The organism is Streptomyces krungchingensis, assembly GCF_054729265.1.
Genome location: NZ_JBPUKY010000001.1, coordinates 1,783,837 through 1,798,154, shown reverse-complemented (window position 1 = coordinate 1,798,154; position 14,318 = coordinate 1,783,837). Strand labels below are relative to the sequence as shown.

General features: G+C 69.2%; 15 protein-coding genes. 12 read left to right on the top strand and 3 right to left on the bottom strand.

Features of this window, described 5'->3' with window-relative positions:
- The first annotated feature begins 65 nt into the window (after nucleotides 1–65).
- From ACSYGO_RS08215 to ACSYGO_RS08180, 8 genes are all read left to right on the top strand, one after another.
- Entirely contained in the window at nucleotides 66–257 is a 192-nt protein-coding gene (locus ACSYGO_RS08215; RefSeq protein WP_432173899.1) for a ferredoxin, read from the top strand.
- Nucleotide 258: 1 nt separating this feature from the next.
- A complete protein-coding gene (locus tag ACSYGO_RS08210; RefSeq protein ID WP_460386362.1) occupies nucleotides 259–2,313 on the top strand; it encodes an acetate--CoA ligase family protein in 2,055 nt (684 codons plus the stop codon).
- A 59-nt stretch (nucleotides 2,314–2,372) separates the two neighbouring features.
- A complete protein-coding gene (locus ACSYGO_RS08205) occupies nucleotides 2,373–3,545 on the top strand; it encodes an acyl-CoA dehydrogenase family protein (RefSeq protein WP_432187552.1) in 1,173 nt (390 codons plus the stop codon).
- Between the two features lie 52 nt (nucleotides 3,546–3,597).
- Entirely contained in the window at nucleotides 3,598–4,770 is a 1,173-nt protein-coding gene (locus ACSYGO_RS08200) for an acyl-CoA dehydrogenase family protein (protein ID WP_460386361.1), read from the top strand.
- A gap of 145 nt (nucleotides 4,771–4,915) precedes the next feature.
- A complete protein-coding gene (locus ACSYGO_RS08195; RefSeq protein WP_460386360.1) occupies nucleotides 4,916–5,815 on the top strand; it encodes a 3-hydroxybutyryl-CoA dehydrogenase in 900 nt (299 codons plus the stop codon).
- 47 nt (nucleotides 5,816–5,862) lie between these two features.
- Nucleotides 5,863–6,474, top strand: a complete 612-nt coding sequence (locus ACSYGO_RS08190; protein ID WP_426679209.1) for a TetR/AcrR family transcriptional regulator — start codon at nucleotides 5,863–5,865, stop codon at nucleotides 6,472–6,474.
- Between the two features lie 146 nt (nucleotides 6,475–6,620).
- Nucleotides 6,621–7,526: a helix-turn-helix domain-containing protein gene (locus ACSYGO_RS08185; RefSeq protein ID WP_460386359.1), complete on the top strand. Its 906-nt coding sequence runs from the start codon at nucleotides 6,621–6,623 to the stop codon at nucleotides 7,524–7,526.
- Between the two features lie 264 nt (nucleotides 7,527–7,790).
- Nucleotides 7,791–9,263, top strand: coding sequence for an outer membrane protein assembly factor BamB family protein (locus tag ACSYGO_RS08180; RefSeq protein WP_460386358.1), 1,473 nt, complete (start codon nucleotides 7,791–7,793; stop codon nucleotides 9,261–9,263).
- A gap of 414 nt (nucleotides 9,264–9,677) precedes the next feature.
- Here the strand turns inward: ACSYGO_RS08180 and ACSYGO_RS08175 are convergent, their stop codons facing one another.
- Nucleotides 9,678–10,079 carry a hypothetical protein gene (locus ACSYGO_RS08175; RefSeq protein WP_426679206.1) on the bottom strand — a complete coding sequence of 134 codons (402 nt, stop codon included), beginning with the start codon at nucleotides 10,077–10,079 and terminating at the stop codon, nucleotides 9,678–9,680.
- Nucleotides 10,080–10,382: 303 nt separating this feature from the next.
- Here ACSYGO_RS08175 and ACSYGO_RS08170 point away from each other — a divergent pair, with 303 nt between their 5' ends.
- The 3 genes from ACSYGO_RS08170 (at nucleotide 10,383) to ACSYGO_RS08160 (ending at nucleotide 11,936) form a co-directional block, all read left to right on the top strand.
- The gene (locus ACSYGO_RS08170; protein WP_460386356.1) at nucleotides 10,383–10,874 is read left to right on the top strand and encodes a hypothetical protein; all 492 of its coding nucleotides are present in this window, start codon (nucleotides 10,383–10,385) and stop codon (nucleotides 10,872–10,874) included.
- Nucleotides 10,875–11,123: 249 nt separating this feature from the next.
- Nucleotides 11,124–11,282: a hypothetical protein gene (locus ACSYGO_RS08165; protein ID WP_426679204.1), complete on the top strand. Its 159-nt coding sequence runs from the start codon at nucleotides 11,124–11,126 to the stop codon at nucleotides 11,280–11,282.
- Between the two features lie 381 nt (nucleotides 11,283–11,663).
- Entirely contained in the window at nucleotides 11,664–11,936 is a 273-nt protein-coding gene (locus ACSYGO_RS08160; protein WP_460386354.1) for a hypothetical protein, read from the top strand.
- A gap of 117 nt (nucleotides 11,937–12,053) precedes the next feature.
- On the opposite strand, the gene ACSYGO_RS08155 is transcribed toward ACSYGO_RS08160, so the two are convergent.
- A complete protein-coding gene (locus ACSYGO_RS08155) occupies nucleotides 12,054–12,440 on the bottom strand; it encodes a hypothetical protein (RefSeq protein WP_460386353.1) in 387 nt (128 codons plus the stop codon).
- 356 nt (nucleotides 12,441–12,796) lie between these two features.
- On the opposite strand from ACSYGO_RS08155, the gene ACSYGO_RS08150 reads away from it, so the two are divergent.
- Nucleotides 12,797–13,564 carry a hypothetical protein gene (locus ACSYGO_RS08150; RefSeq protein WP_426679201.1) on the top strand — a complete coding sequence of 256 codons (768 nt, stop codon included), beginning with the start codon at nucleotides 12,797–12,799 and terminating at the stop codon, nucleotides 13,562–13,564.
- Between the two features lie 199 nt (nucleotides 13,565–13,763).
- Here ACSYGO_RS08150 and ACSYGO_RS08145 read toward each other — a convergent pair whose 3' ends face one another.
- On the bottom strand, nucleotides 13,764–14,081 hold the full coding sequence (locus ACSYGO_RS08145; RefSeq protein WP_426679200.1) for a hypothetical protein: 318 nt from the start codon (nucleotides 14,079–14,081) through the stop codon (nucleotides 13,764–13,766).
- Between the last annotated feature and the right edge of the window lie 237 nt (nucleotides 14,082–14,318).

Genomic DNA, 14,318 nt, shown 5'->3' with positions numbered 1-14,318 from the left:
TCACCCCACCCCACCCCACCCCGCCATCCGCCCGCCCGAACCCGGCGCACCGAAAGGACCGCACCATGAAACTCCTGCTGGACTCCACCCGCTGCCAGGGCTACGGCCTCTGTCAGGAACCCGCGCCCGAGCAGATCGACCTCGACGAGTGGGGCTACGCACAGCTCCGCGTCGGCGACGTCCCGCCGGACGGCGAGGAAGCCGCCCTCGCCGCGGTCGCCGCCTGCCCCAACTCCGCGCTGCGGCTGGTGAAGTGACATGGGACGTGACCTGTCGGCCCTCTTCGACCCCGTCTCCGTCGCCGTCGTCGGAGCCAGCGACGACCCGGCCAAGTACGGCCATGCCATAGCCGCCCAGGCCATCCGCGCGAACGGCCGCCGCCCCGTCCACCTGGTGAACCGCCGCGGCGGCACCGTGCTCGGCCGCAGCGCCGCACCCAGCCTGAGCGCCATCGGCGAACCCGTCGACCTGGCGGTGGTCTCCGTGCCAGCCGCCGGCTTCGAGGACGCCGTCGACGAGGCCCTGCGCTGCGGGGCCCGGGCGATCGTCGCGATCACCGCCGGATTCGCCGAGACCGGAGAGGCCGGACGGACCCGGCAGTTCGCCGTCGCCGAGCGGGTCCGCGCCGCGGGAGCCGTGATGGTCGGCCCCAACTGCCTGGGAATCGCCGACAACACCACCGACCTCTTCCTCGCCTCCGACACCTTCACGCCCGGCGGCGTCGCCCTCCTCAGCCAGAGCGGCAACCTCGCCCTCGAACTCCAGCTCCGCTTCCGCCCGCACGGCCTCGGCTTCTCCCGGTTCGTCTCACTGGGCAACCAGGCCGACGTCACCCTCGTCGACCTGCTCGCCGACTGCGCCCGCCACGAGGGCACCCGCGCCATCGCCGTCTACGCCGAGGACTTCGCCGACGGACGCGCCTTCGCCGAGGCCGCCGCCGACGCGGGCAAACCCGTGGTGCTGCTCACCGCCGGACGCGGCGACGCCTCCGCCCGCAGCGCCCAGTCGCACACCGGGGCGCTCACCACCTCCGCCGACGTGGTGACCGCCGCGTGCCGCGACGCAGGTGTCGAACTCGTCGCCACCCCCCGTGAACTCACCGTCGCCCTGGCCGCGCTGACCGGCGCACGCCGGCCGGCCGGCCGCCGGGTCGCCGTGCTCACGGACGGCGGCGGCCACGGTGTCGTCGCCGCCGACGCCGTCGAGGCGGCCGGCTTCACGGTGCCCGAACTCACCGGGCCGACACGGCAGCACCTGCGCGAGGCCCTGTGGGAACAGTCGGCCGTCGCCAACCCGGTGGACCTCGCCGGGATGGGCGAGCAGGACCCGGGCTCGTACGCGCGGACCGTCGCCGCGCTGCTGGCCGCCGAGGAGGTCGACGCCGTCCTGATGACCGGCTACTTCGGCGGGTACGCGGCCGCCGACGGCGGACTCGGCGGAGGCGGCCTGGTGCTCGCGGAGGGGGAGCGGGAGGCCGCCCGTCTCATAGCCGACCACCACCGCGCCACCGCGAAACCGCTCGTGGTGCAGTCGATGTACCCGGACTCGCCCAGCTGCCGCACCCTCGCCACGGCCGGCATCCCGGTCTTCGCCGCCACCGAGGACGCCGCGCGCGCCCTCGCCGCCACGACGCCCGGCCCCCTGCCCACCGGCGTCACCCCGCTTCCCCCGGCCGCGGCCCCCCTGCGCGACAGCGGCTACATGGGCACCCGCAGAGCCCTCGAAGAAGCCGGACTCGCCTTCCCGGCCGCGCGCGAGATCCACGACGAGAGCGAACTGCTCGCCGCGGCCACGGAGTTCCCCGGACCCTACGTCCTCAAGGCCCTCCATCTGCTCCACAAGTCCGACGCGGGCGGTGTGGCCCTGGGGCTCGCCGGCCCCGGCGAACTGCTCGCCGCCTTCCGCGAGATGCACGCCCGGCTCGGCGCCCCCGCCTACTCCGTGGAGGCCATGGCGGACCTCACCGACGGCATCGAACTGATCGTCGGCGTCAACCGGGACCCGCGTTTCGGCCCGGTCGCCATGGTGGGCCTCGGCGGAGTACTGGCCGAAGCACTGCACGACGTCGCCTTCACACTGGCGCCCGTCTCCGCCGGCCGTGCCCTGAGTCTGCTGCGCGGACTGCGCACCGCCGCCCTGCTCGACGGCGTACGCGGCCGCCCGCCCGTCGACGTCGCCGCGGCGGCGGCGGCCGTCGAGGCGATCACCGCCTTCGCCGCCGCCCACCCCGAGATCGCCGAGATCGAGGTCAACCCGCTGCTCGTCAGCCCGCACGGTGCCCTCGCCCTCGACTCCCGGGCCGTCCTCGCCTGACCACCGCCGAAGGCCCCGCCCCGAGTCCCGCCCGCCGTCCCCCGACCCAAGAGGCCCCCATGGACATGCGCTACACCCCCGAACAGGCCGACCTGAAGCGCCGCGCCGCCGACTACGCACGGCTGCTCATGCGGTACGAGGACCAGTCCGAACAGGCCGGCGGCCCGCTGCCGCAGGCCCTCGTCACCGAACTGACCCGCGCCGCCATGGACGCGGGCGTCTACGCCATCAACATGCCCGCCGAATGGGGCGGCGCCGGACTCAGCCTCCTCGACCAGGTCGTCGTCGAGGAGGAGTTCGGCAAGGTCACCAACTGTCTGTGGGACATCCCCTGGCGGCCCGCCAACGTCCTGGCGTACGGCGACGAGCGACAGCGCGAGAAGTACCTGCTGCCGGTGATCCGCGCGGAGAAGTTCGACGCGTTCGCCGTCACCGAGCCGGGCGCGGGCTCGGACCCGTCCTCCGGCACCTCCACGGCCACCCGCACCGACGGCGGCTGGCTGCTCAACGGGGAGAAGTGGTTCGTCACCTGCGGCGACATCGCCGACTTCCTGCTGGTGCAGGCGGACGCGGGACCCGAGCGGCTGCCCACGCTCTTCTTCGTGGACCGGGCCGCACCGGGCGTGGAGATGACCCGCGTGCCGCACTTCATGCACTCCGCGGTCAACGGGCACCCCGAATTCACCTTCACCGACGTCTTCGTGGCCGACGAGGACGTGCTCGGCGGCGTCGGCAACGGCTACGAACTGACCAAGGAATGGTTCACCGACGAACGCCTGATGATCGCGGCCCGCACCGTCGGCGCGGCCGAACGCGCCCTGCAACTCGCCCGGGACTGGGCGGTGGAGCGCGAGCAGTTCGGGGCGCCGATCGCCTCGTACCAGCTGATCCAGGGCATGCTCGCGGACTGCGCCGTCGACATCGCCGTCAACCGCGCCTACACCCACCAGGTCGCCTGGGAGGCCGACCAGCCGCACACCGACCGCAAGACGCTGCACGCCAAGGCCTCCACCGCCAAGCTCGCCGCCAGCGAGGCCGCCGGCCGGGTCGCCGACCGCTGCCTGCAGATCTTCGGCGGCCGCGGCTACGACCGCACCTACCCCGTCGAGCGCATGTACCGCGAACTGCGCGTCGACCGGATCTGGGAGGGCACCTCCGAGATCCAGCGCCTCATCATCGCCAACGAGCTGATCAAGCGCGGCACCAGCGCCCTGGCCCTGCCCACGCACTGAAACCGCCCGCCCCGCGCCCCCGTACACCCGTCACCACACAGCGAGGACATTCATGGACTTCCGCCTCACCCCGCGCCAGGCGCAGCTCAAGGCCGACGCACGCGCCCTGACCGACTTCATCGCCGACTACGAGATCCCGTGCGAGGAGGACAACGGCCTGCCCGCGAGCGCCCACGTCAAGATCCGCGACGCGGTCCTCGACGCCGGCCTCCAGGCCGTCAACATGCCCGCCGAGTGGGGCGGCGCCGGACTCACCATCGCCGAGCAGGTGACCGTGCAGGAGGAGCTCGGCCGGCTCACCGGCGCCCTGTGGGACATGGTGTGGCGGCCCGCCAACGCACTGCGCTTCTGCACCCCGGAGCAGCGTGAACGCTTCCTCGTCCCGGTGATCAAGGGCGAGCGGCGCGACTGCTACGCCGTCACCGAGCCGGGCGCGGGGTCGGACCCGCAGAACCTCGCCACCACCGCCACGAAGAACGACCACGGCTGGGTGCTGAACGGCGAGAAGTGGTTCGTGACCGTCGGAGACCACGCCGACTTCATGATCGTCCTCGCCGCGGCGGGCCCGGACCGCGCCCCCACGCTGTTCCTCGTCGACAAGGACACCCCCGGCATCGAGATGACCCGCGTGCCGCGCTTCATGCACACCTTCGTCTACGAGCACCCCGAGTTCACCTTCACCGACGTGCAGGTCGGCGAGGACGCGGTGCTCGGCGGCATCGGCGAGGGCTACGACATCACCCGCTCCTGGTTCACCGAGGAGCGCCTGATGATCGCGGCCCGCACCACCGGCGCCGCCGAACGGGCACTGGAACTGTCCCGCGACTGGGCCGTGGAACGCGAACAGTTCGGCGCACCGATCGCCTCGTACCAGCTGATCCAGGGCATGCTCGCGGACTGCGCCGTCGACATCGCCGTCAACCGCGCCTACACCCACCAGGTCGCCTGGGAGATCGACCAGGCCTCGGCCGAGGACCGCAAGACACTGCACGCCAAGGCGGCCATCGCCAAACTCTCCGCCAGCGAGGCCTCGGGCCGGGTGATCGACCGCTGCCTCCAGATCCACGGCGGCCGCGGCTACGACCGCACCTACGCCGTCGAGCGGCTCTACCGCGAGCTGCGCGTCGACCGGATCTGGGAGGGCACCTCCGAGATCCAGCGCCTCATCATCGCCAACGAGCTCGTCAAGCGCGGCACCGAGGTCCTGGACCTGCCCGTCGCATGACGACGCCTCCCGGGCCGGGGCCCCGTGCCCCGGCCCTGGGCAGCCCCTGTCCGGGGACCGTCGCGCCCCGGCCCGCGGGCGGCCCCACTCGGCCGCGCGCCGGGCGGAACCGCCTCAGTTCGCCCCACTTCGGAGAGGAAGACGGATGACCGACATCGAGCGCGTGGGGGTCGTCGGCTGCGGCCTGATGGGCGCCGGCATCGCCGAGGTCTGCGCACGCGCCGGCGTGCCGGTCACGGTCGTGGAACGCGACGCGGAGGCGGCCCGTACCGGGCTGCTGCGCATCACCCGCTCGCTCGACCGGGCCGCCGCGCACGGCAGGCTCACCGCGCAAGAGCATGACGCCGCCACGGGCCTGATCACCGTGACCGACGAGATCGAGGCCCTGCGCGACCACGACCTGGTCATCGAGGCCGTGGCGGAGGACGAGGCCCTCAAACTCGACGTCTTCGCCCGCCTCGACTCCGTGGTCACCGGCGACCGCACCATCCTCGCCACGAACACCTCCTCCATCCCGGTCATCCGGCTCGCCGCCGCGACCGGCCGCCCCGACCGAGTCGTCGGCGTGCACTTCTTCAACCCCGTACCGGTGCTGCGCCTCGTCGAACTCGTTCCGTCACTGCTCACCTCGCCCACCACCGCGGCACGGGCCGAGGCCTTCGTGACCACGACCCTCGGCAAGGAGGTCGTACGCACCCGGGACAAGGCCGGATTCGTCGTGAACGCGCTGCTGGTGCCCTACCTCCTCGCCGCCGTCCGCATGGTGGAGTCGGGCAGCGCGACCGTCGAGGACGTCGACCGGGGCATGGTCCTCGGCTGCGCCCACCCGCTCGGCCCGCTGGCCCTGACCGACCTCATCGGTCTGGACACCACGCGAGCCATCGCCGAGTCTCTGTACGCCGAGTTCCGCGAACCCCAGTACTCGCCGCCCCCACTGCTGTCCCGGATGGTGGAGGCCGGCCTGCTGGGGCGGAAGTCGGGACGGGGTTTCCACACTTACGACGAACAACATCGGGAGGGGGCGACCGCGGCGCGGCCGAGTTGAGGGAAAATGGTCTTGGCGTACGACCACCGAACGAGGGGAGCCGCAGGGTGTCCACGAAGGTGCGCACGGCAGACACGCGCGAGCGCATCCTGACCGCGGCGTGCGAGGTCATCGCCGACATCGGCTTCGAGAAGATCCGCATGCGCATGGTCGCCGAGCGGGCCGGAGTGTCGACGGCGCTGCTGCACTACCACTTCGACACGCGCGAGAAGCTGTTCACCGAGGCGATGACGCACTCCTTCGCCAACACCGCCGTCGACGTCGAACGCGACGCCGAGTCGGCACCGGCGGCGGTCATCCTGGCCCGCATCGTGCGCAATCTGCTGCCCAGCGATCCCCAGCTGCACCAGGACTGGAAGCTGTGGCAGGAACTCTGGGTGAGGGCGCTGCGCGACGAGACCACCCGGGTCTTCGCCGTCGACCTGTACGCCCAGCTGCACTCCTGGGTGTCCGACGCGGTACGCCGCGGCATCGCGACCGGCGAGTTCACCCCCACCGACGTGGACGCCCTCAGCACCCTCGTCCTGTCCCTGTGCGACGGCTACGGCATCCGCCTCATGCTGCGCGACCCGACCATCACGCTGGACATGGTGCTCGCCGCCGTCTGGCGCCATGTGTCCGCAGCGCTCGGCCTGCCCGAGGCAGTACCGACGGAGTGAGCTCCCCGGGTGTCGGCGGCGCCCGACCGGTCGGTGCGGGCGACACCGACCAGGCGCGGCGCCGTCGTGGCCTGGTGGGAGAGGTCGTTTGTCGCAGGTACCGGCAGCCCCTCGCTGGCACCGCGCGATGGACCTAGCCTCGAATCATGGACACCGCCAAGGACATCAAAGACTTCCTGATGACCCGGCGCGCGAAGATCACCCCCGAGCAGGCGGGGCTCGCGACGTCGGGGCGTCGCAGGGTCCCCGGCCTGCGGCGCGAGGAGGTCGCGTACCTGGCCGGGGTGAGCGCCGAGTATTACATCCAGATCGAACGCGGACAGGTCTCCGGTGTCTCCGACGATGTTCTTCAGGCCATTGCCGCGGCCCTCTCCCTGGACGAGGTGGAGACGGCCCACTTGTTCGACCTGGCCCGGGCAGCAACCACCAAGGCGGGCGGGAAGCCGTCGAGGGGCCCGAGCCGCAAGGTTCCGCAGGGTGTGCAGGCGCTCATCGACGCCATGGTCTCCGCGCCGGCCGTCGTGTACAACGCCCACCTCGACATCGTCGCGGCCAACCCACTGGGCCGGGCACTCTACGGGGCGGTCCACGAGCGGCAGACCGAGCCGCCGAACCTGGCCCGGTTCATCTTCCTGGACGACCGGGCCGACGAGATCTTCCCCGACTGGGACAAGGCGGCCGACGACGCCGTCGCCCTGCTGCGCGTGGAAGCCGCACGGTCACCGCATTCCAAGGCGGTCACCACCCTGGTGGCGGAGCTCGCCACGCGCAGCACCGAGTTCCGTACCCGCTGGGCGGCCCACGACGTACTGGCCCACCGCAGCGGCACCAAGCACTTCCACCACCCGGCGGTCGGCGACCTGATTCTGAGGTTCGAGTCCCTCGACGTCACCAGCGCCCCCGGCCTCACGATCACCGGTTACACCGCCGAACCCGGCTCCCCCTCGCACGAGGCGCTGGCACTGCTCTCCAGCCTGGTCGCGACCGAGCAGGGAGGGGAGGCCGCGGCTGCCGACGAGGAGACGCATCCGGAACCGGGTCGCCCGCGGTGACCGGGAGGTTTCTTTCGGGGGCCACCTCTGCCGGCCGGAACGGCAGACTGCCCAGGTCCCGACCGACACACTTTCCAAGTTTGTTGGTCGGGTTCTGGCGGTGGTCCGCTGTGGTTGACGCGCGTTCGTTCCGGGTCGTCAGCGGTGCCCGATTGGACCTGTCGTATCGGTGCGAACGACTCTGAACGGCATTGAGGGAGACGGAAACTGAGGCAGTCCCTGGCCCTCGCTCTGAGAGCGCAAACCAGGCAGAAGCCCAGGGAAATGGACAGGGGCCCTCGGGAACCACCTGGCGAGCCGTGGCAACCACACCGCAACCCTTGTGCTGCTCTTCTGCGGAAGGTGAGAATCCCTCAGCCATCGGGTCACGGTGATCGGGGGCAGGGCCGGGGGGCTGTTGTGGCGCGACGGATGAATTTGCTGGGAGAACCAGGAATGGGGCTGTCGGGGGGACCGGGCAAGCCTGTTCCGAACGTTGCGAAAGTGCGGGCGCTGGCCCGCCGTCAGGTGTGGGGCCTGCTCATCGCGCTGCTCCTCCTCGCGACAAGCCACTCGTGGGTGCACAGGCACCAGCCACGGGACGTGGTCACTGGAGCCCACGGCCCCTTTCCCGCCGCGGTCGGCGCCGGAGCCCCTGTCGCACCTGAACACGTCGTACGTCGAACTTCGGGATTCGATGAAGCCTTGGTCCACGGACTGTACGTACGGCAGACAGGTTCGCTCTCCGGCGTGACTGCGGCGAACGTGCGGACCGGCAAGGAGTACTGGCGCTACGAGCGCCCAGACTCGGAGGCCGGTGTGAATACGTTCGACGTGTCGGAACGCACCGTGGTGGCCGCCTTCGGCGACGGGAGGCTCATCGGCGTCGATCTGCGCACGGGCAAGCCGCTGTGGCACGTAGAAATCCAGCATGCCAAGGGCCATAGGACCACGGCGCTCGCCAGCGGCCAAGCTCTCACCGAGGCCCCCGGTGCCGTGCGTGCCTTCGCCGAGCGCGACGGCCGGAGTCTGTGGACTGCGAAGACGCCCAGATCCTGCCCCGACGGGCTCGTGATCACTGCGTACGCCCTGCCGGGCCACCTGAGCGTCGTCCCTTTGGTCTGCAACGTGACGAGCCCCGACAGGGGCATTTACTACCTCCTGCTAGGCATCGACAACCGCACGGGCAAGGTTCTGTGGCAGCAGCACACCGCGGCCCCCAGGCTGATGGTCAGGGGAGGCGAGCACACGCTGGTCATCCCTGATCCGGACCACCCGCCGGCCATTCAGCTGCTCGGCGTGAACCGCCAAGGGGCCACTGCGCGCGCTCTCACTGCCGCGGATGCGTGGGACGCGGTCGCCGCGGGAGGCGGCATTGTACTGTCGGCCATCGACCCCGGCGACCGATCCGAGGAGGACCACGACACTCTCCTGCGCGCCTACCGCACCCGGGACGGACACCTTGCTTGGCAGCTGCGGGCGCCGACCGGCCAGGAGTACGGGTTTCCCGAGATTGCCGACGGCCGGGTGTACGTCGCACGCCAGCCGTTCCTCACGGGGAAGGACACGGGTCGCCGGATCCGCGCCGACCTGCTCGTCCTCGACGCGGGCACCGGGCGTCTGCTCCACACCCTGCGACTGCCGACCATGACCGTTCCGGACGAGAGCAGGGAACTCGACGTACGTGACATTGGCGACGGGGCAGTGAGCATCGGCTGGCGTGACAGTGAGGGAGACGTACTGATCGCCGCAGACTGACCCCTCCCTCGTGGCGCGCACCTCGCCATCGCCCAGCCCAATGGGCCTGGTGGCACGTGGCGCGTCTTTCCGCATGAGGTCAGCGGAGTCTCAACGGCGGGGCAGGACTGTCAGGGTCCGCCTCGCGGTGACAAAGCGCCATCGTGCCGGCGTTCAACGGGCCACCGCACGGGGGACAGGTTGGTACGGACTCGGTCGGCATCCCTGCAACGTATGTCTTGGCTCCGGTGACCAGAGTCCTCAGCTTGGGATGCTACGGGCCTTTACGGCCGGCCCGGGCCTGGGTGAATGACGTGGATACGAACCGTCGGAGCTGGCTGCATTCACCGTGATTTCCCGCTGTTCCCCGCCCGATCTGGTGCGCTTGTGGTGCGGAGTGATGCGATGTTCAGCGGCTCGCGTCGGAGCACGGATCTACCACTTCCGCCATTTGTCCGTGAGTTGGTACCGCCCCAGTCCATGGCGAGCCGTCAGTGCGACTACGTCGACACCGTGCTCGGTGAGCGACGTGTCGATGTAGTCGCACAATTGCTCACGCTCGTCGGTCTCGAAGGCGCCGCCGTTGGGGGCGTCGTCCACCGCGTTCAGGGCCAGGACGACGCGTTCCACCACGGCAAAGATCTGCGCGTCAGTGGCCTCGGCAAGTCCAGGAAGGTCACCGTCGAAGGTGTCGAGGACGGCATCGGTCGCAGCGAGTAGTTCCTCGGGGAACAGTCCTGCCATGCAGGCGCAGTCGGGATCCAGGGTTCCCGCGGCAAGCTCCGCGGCTTCCTGAGCTATGCCGTGACGCCAGCTTGTAGTTGGTCTCTCAGCCATGGGCGGGACCGTACAGGGCACGACTGACAGCAAGCCCGCACGACCTGCTCACCGATCATGCGGGCATCACCCGCATCTCAACTACGCCGGCATCGTCGTAGGGCAGCCGCGCTAGGGAGTGACCATGTCGAGCGGCTGACCCCTGCATCTGGCACGGCTGTGGCACGCGCGGATCTGCGGTGCGCTCGGGGGCGACCTTCAGATCCGTAGCTCTGTAGGGATCGGTCGTACAGGCCGCCCGAGGGCATGGGCGCTTGCTGACTCAATCTGGTTCCCAAGTAACGGGAAACGTACGCTGTGTACATGGAGTTGGCGACTCTCGCGGTTGCGGTCATCGGAGCGGTCTTCGGTGTCGGGACGACTCTTGTCACCGACCTCGTGCGGTCGCGCAGAGAACAAGACCGGTACTGGAATGAGACGAAGCGTGTTGTATATGCGCGCTTCCTGACATCTCTAGCACAGGCGCACAGTCGCATGATAGTGGCTGCATTTCGCGAGCAACCAGACGATGCCCGGCGGCAGGGGGTTCACGATGCCTTCCATAATGACCCTCAAAACAGTGACGCCAAAGCCGTTCTGCGAGAGTTGGCCATTGTTTCTCCGGATCGCGTTCATCAAGCCGCTCTGCCGGTTTATCGACAGCTCCGCATGATTCGTGAAACCCTCGCCGCGCAGCCTCTTCGGCCAGAATCCGCAGAATATGAGGCAGTAAGGCAGCCGTTCTTCCAGCAGTTGGAAAATTTACAGAAGGTCATGCGAGACGACCTGCAACCGAGAGGCTCTCGCCGGTCTTAGACGCGCTACTGCGTCAGGGAGTTTCTTCGTGCTCCAGCCGGATCGGCCAGTGACGGCCATTCCGGCCGCTCCCAGGGCCCCGGAGGGACGCTACCGGACGCGGGCGGTTGCTGAGGCTACGGTACCTGGCTGCCGTACCGCAGGATCTCGGCGGGGTGACCATGGAACGGCATCTGCTGGACGCGCTGTTGGCCGGAGACGACGAGGCGTCCGCGGCTGCGCGGGGTCGAACCTCTTGGGCTGGAACGAATGGTGCAGCTCCTCCGCGAGCATGGCCGGCCGGTGCGGGGAGGGCTGATCGATTCTGCCGATCAGAAATGGACGTTCCTGTGCTACTTCACCGAGGACGGCATCGCACTGGTGGCCTGCGCCCGTCCGCAGCGGTGGGCCGAGCGTTCACCGATTTAGGAGTTCGATCAGAGACTGGTCCTGGCGTCGTCGCCCGTTGTCGCGACGACGGGATCGGGCTGCATGGGCACATGCTTGACCGACGTCGTTGGTGTCAGGCTTGGATGTCCGGGGATCGTCGCGACGGCTGGGGGAGCTGGCTGCCAATATGTGCGCGAGATCGGGAGGGGCCCGGGATAACCTCCCGCGGTGACCTCACCTGACCAGCCCCTCGTGGCCCCCGATTTCGCCATACCGCACCCGCCCGCCACGGATCGATTCCGCCTCGAGCCCCTCGGCCCTCAGCACAATGCTGCCGACCACGCTGCCTGGACCTCAAGCATTGCCCACATTCGTGCCAACCCCGACTTCGTGGGCCGTTCCTGGCCGCCGTCAGGAGGCATGACCCTGGATGCCAACCTCGACGACTTGCGCCGGCACGCGGAGGACTTCGACCGGCGCGTCGGTTTCACCTATACCGTTCTCTCAGTCCCAGAAGACGACGTCATCGGTTGTGTCTACATATACGGCTCACGTCACGAGTCAGGTGTCACTGATGTCCGCTCCTGGGTCCGCGCGGACCACGCTTCCCTCGACGCCGAGCTCTACCGTGTCGTCAGCGACTGGCTGGCCCGCGAGTGGCCCTTCGAGCGTGTGGCCTACGCGCCTCGCTGAGCCGTGCGGTCTGTGCCGCCACGTGGCCCGGAGAGCAGCACGCGGAAGGCCCACAAGTGCACTGGGTGTTCGTCGGCGTTGCCATGCAGTTGGACAGTCACCCGTCAGAAGGTTCCTTCACTCCTCGCCCGGCGGAATGAGACGATCGGCGCTCTCTGCGTCGTCCACATGTCCGTGCGCGTCGACGGTGATCGGAGCGGCCCGTCCCATGGAAGTGACGAGCCAAGCAAGCACCTGCTCGGTCAACGGTCCGTCGTCGGGACCTTCGTCTTTCCAGTGGGCGCGCCAGCCGCCTCCCGGTATGGCGGCTACCACCTGGTCGGCTCGCTCCAGGTGTGAGAAGTCCGTGTAGTCCGTCACTGGCCGGCGGGTTCCTCGCTGGGGATCGACGACGAGGGCAACGCCTGTTGCCGCGTCCCAGGCGTCCACGTCGACGGTCCGGCTGATCATCGTCTCCGTGCCGGTGAAGATCGCGAGCCAACCTGTCCCATTGAAGTAGTGCATGCTGCCATCGTCCCTGACCGCGGTAGGGGCGCTCCACTACCTTTTCGTGAGACATCAGCTTGGAAGGCTGAGGTGATCTAGAGGCTACTCCGAGGCTGACCTGCTGCTGAGTGCTATCGGCGCCTGGGTTGAGGCCAGTTGGTTCACCGGTGTTCCCCGTGGTTCCCCGTACGATCTGGCACACGTCTGGCACGGCCTCTTCGTCCCGAGACGAGCGCAGGCGGGCTTGCCGCCTTGGGCTGGATTCAGGTGAGAGGGCCGGGCACCCGCGTCATTGCTCGCGCTGTCCTCACCCGGTAAGGTGCCGATCTTCGGTCGGCGGAAGCCGTACGGAGTTCTCGAAGGCCAGGCACATCATGCATCTCGCCGACCACCCCGCACGCCGCCGCCTCAGTGCCGCACTGGACAACATCGCCATCACTTTCCGCGATGTGACCGCGCATCCGGACGAGCACAACTGCGAATGCCACTGGGGGAGTTCGGAAGAACTCTCCCTTCTGAAAACGCCGAACGTGGAGCTGGAGCCGGATCTCCTGCGCCGGACCTGGCAGGCCTGGGACTGGACCGATCACGCGGCCGTGCTGCGCCGCATACTGCCTCAGTTCGCCACAGCACTGGTCGCCGGTCGCGCGGAGCCCCTGTTCGGCCTGGAAGAGGCCGGGTACTGCTTCGCCCTCGGCCGCTGGCAGCAGTGGCCCGACGATCAAGCCGGTCCGGTACGCGAGTTCTTGCATGCCTGGTGGGTGCAGAGCCTCACCGACCCGGATGCGATCGTCCCGGCGCACCAGGTCTTCGTGATGTGCGCCGAGGCATCCGGAACGCTTGGGCCCTGGCTCGCCGAATGGGAGGAGCAGACCGGTCACCTCAGCGACCGCCGTCTCGCCGAGACGGCGGCGGAATGGGAGTACAAGCTCCTGGGGGACAGCCTGCCGTGGCGGGTGAGCTGGTACGAGCATGACGAAGAGGAGATGCGCGCCGAACTGGTCGCGTGGCTCCTCGGACACGCTGCGGCACGGCTCCGCGAGTCGGGCGCTTCGACGGATCTGCAGCACCGGATACGGCTGCTCGGTCTCACCGAGCTGGACCGCTGGACGGATCCGCACTGGCCCGGTCACAGCTACTGACAACCAACCGACGCGACCACTTCGCCGCGAAGTGCCGGTCGTAAGGACTCGATCAATAGCCGAAGAAGTGAAAGGCCGGGTCTGTGACCTGCGGCCGTGTAATCGATCAACGCTGTGACCTGCGACTTACCTGTCGGTGGTTGTCAGCGTTGGTCGTCGTTGAGCGCCCTCGCACGGCCCAGGGACGGCCCAGACGTGATCACCCCAGCGACGCCCCCGACTCGTGCAGCCGAACTCGCACCTGGTGGTTGTGCTCAGCGTGCCCGATGACCTCACCGCGGATGCGCGCCCCGAGAACGGGCAGTCCCATCCCCTCGGGCATGGCAATGATCTCGGCCAACGCGACGGCTCCCGGAATTCCGTCGACCCGGATGAAGACACCGAAGGGCTGGCGTCCGATCACCTCTCCTGCGACGGAGGCTCCCAGGGGGAGGGCTGTAAGGGTCGCCGTCCAGACTTCCTCTGGCGACTGCCCCGGCACGTTGGGGCGGCGCGTTGGCCAGGTGTACTCGTCCATGGGTAGATCATGACCTGCCCAGAAGCCCGCGACCACTGCGTTGTAAGGGCGGACGTGGTCCGCGACATGTTCGCCCAGGTCACTACGGCCGTAGCGGCAGCCCAGGTGAACAGTGCATCTCGACTGCGGCGAGCCGTCGTTGACCGTGGTTGACCGCACGATGTGGCACGGCTGTGGCACGTCCCGAAACGACGGACCGTTTAGAAGGCGCTTTGCCCGTACGCCCGCAATCGGGCC

Bases quoted from the DNA above. Each gene is read 5' to 3' on its own strand.
- ACSYGO_RS08215 (WP_432173899.1), top strand. From the start codon at position 66: ATGAAACTCCTGCTGGACTCCACCCGCTGCCAGGGCTACGGCCTCTGT.
- ACSYGO_RS08210 (WP_460386362.1), top strand. From the start codon at position 259: ATGGGACGTGACCTGTCGGCCCTCTTCGACCCCGTCTCCGTCGCCGTC.
- ACSYGO_RS08205 (WP_432187552.1), top strand. From the start codon at position 2,373: ATGGACATGCGCTACACCCCCGAACAGGCCGACCTGAAGCGCCGCGCC.
- ACSYGO_RS08200 (WP_460386361.1), top strand. From the start codon at position 3,598: ATGGACTTCCGCCTCACCCCGCGCCAGGCGCAGCTCAAGGCCGACGCA.
- ACSYGO_RS08195 (WP_460386360.1), top strand. From the start codon at position 4,916: ATGACCGACATCGAGCGCGTGGGGGTCGTCGGCTGCGGCCTGATGGGC.
- ACSYGO_RS08185 (WP_460386359.1), top strand. From the start codon at position 6,621: ATGGACACCGCCAAGGACATCAAAGACTTCCTGATGACCCGGCGCGCG.
- ACSYGO_RS08180 (WP_460386358.1), top strand. From the start codon at position 7,791: ATGGACAGGGGCCCTCGGGAACCACCTGGCGAGCCGTGGCAACCACAC.
- ACSYGO_RS08175 (WP_426679206.1), bottom strand. From the start codon at position 10,079: ATGGCTGAGAGACCAACTACAAGCTGGCGTCACGGCATAGCTCAGGAA.
- ACSYGO_RS08170 (WP_460386356.1), top strand. From the start codon at position 10,383: ATGGAGTTGGCGACTCTCGCGGTTGCGGTCATCGGAGCGGTCTTCGGT.
- ACSYGO_RS08165 (WP_426679204.1), top strand. From the start codon at position 11,124: ATGGTGCAGCTCCTCCGCGAGCATGGCCGGCCGGTGCGGGGAGGGCTG.
- ACSYGO_RS08160 (WP_460386354.1), top strand. From the start codon at position 11,664: ATGACCCTGGATGCCAACCTCGACGACTTGCGCCGGCACGCGGAGGAC.
- ACSYGO_RS08155 (WP_460386353.1), bottom strand. From the start codon at position 12,440: ATGCACTACTTCAATGGGACAGGTTGGCTCGCGATCTTCACCGGCACG.
- ACSYGO_RS08150 (WP_426679201.1), top strand. From the start codon at position 12,797: ATGCATCTCGCCGACCACCCCGCACGCCGCCGCCTCAGTGCCGCACTG.
- ACSYGO_RS08145 (WP_426679200.1), bottom strand. From the start codon at position 14,081: ATGGACGAGTACACCTGGCCAACGCGCCGCCCCAACGTGCCGGGGCAG.